This window comes from Pseudomonas sp. 01L34 (genome assembly GCF_056400265.1).
Window position 1 is genome coordinate 1 of the sequence record NZ_JBFTSX010000055.1, and the last position, 395, is coordinate 395.

Annotated in this window: 1 protein-coding gene; it reads right to left on the minus strand. The window is 65.3% G+C overall.

Annotated features, from left to right (window positions below; genetic code table 11):
* Positions 1 to 395, minus strand: a 395-nt coding sequence (locus AC1DQM_RS29955; protein ID WP_477747280.1) for a VCBS domain-containing protein, incomplete at both ends; no start/stop codon positions are given.

Consider the following 395-nt stretch of genomic DNA (forward strand, 5'->3'; position numbering starts at 1 on the left):
CCATCCCATCGGTGCCATTGGCCAACGTGTAGGTCCATTGACCGGTGCCGTCCACCGCGATCGAGCCGTAGCTGCCGGTATTGGACCCGGCAATGCTCCAGGTGGCGGTGGCCGCATGGTCGATGTCGCTCGAGCTGAACTGGCCGCTGACGCTAAGTGTGGTGTCTTCCAGCACGGCGCCGACATCGTTGCCGCTCGCGAAGCTGAGCACCGGCGCATCGTTGCTGCCGGTGACGGTCACGGTCACCTGCTGGGTGTCGACGCCGCCGAGGCCATCGCTGACCTGGATGCTGAACACCTCGTCATGGCTCTCGCCGGCCTTCAGCGATTGCACGGCACTGGCGACACCATCGGTGCCATTGGCCAACGTGTAGGTCCATTGGCCGGTGCCGTCC